We start from the raw sequence: 304 nt of genomic DNA, 5'->3' as shown, positions 1-304 counted from the left end.
AGGAGGGCGCTTACCACGGTAGGATTCGTGACTGGGGTGAAGTCGTAACAAGGTAGCCGTATCGGAAGGTGCGGCTGGATCACCTCCTTTCTAGAGTAGCACTGGTTCTTGTAACCACATCAAGCGTCCACACTTATCGGCTGTAACAGATCACTGGTTTTACGTAAGGCTCAGGCTTTAGGTAAAAGCAGTATCGTTCTTTAACAATCTGGAAGAAGTAAAGTTTTATTAGGCGTGTGTCGACAGATACATGCCTGGGTAGTAAAACTCATCATCACAAAGTAGTAAATGCTTGCCTAATAGC

The 304-nt window shown here is 45.7% G+C and carries 1 rRNA gene; it reads left to right on the top strand.

Going from position 1 to position 304, the window contains the following annotated elements:
* Positions 1-90: ribosomal RNA gene (locus GJ695_RS29465) — 16S ribosomal RNA — on the top strand; the annotation flags it as partial.
* Between the last annotated feature and the right edge of the window lie 214 nt (positions 91-304).

This window comes from Duganella alba, from assembly GCF_009674495.1.
GTDB lineage: Bacteria > Pseudomonadota > Gammaproteobacteria > Burkholderiales > Burkholderiaceae_D > Rugamonas > Rugamonas alba.
The sequence above is the reverse complement of the archived record's forward strand: the minus strand, read 5'-3'. Positions and strand labels throughout refer to the sequence as shown.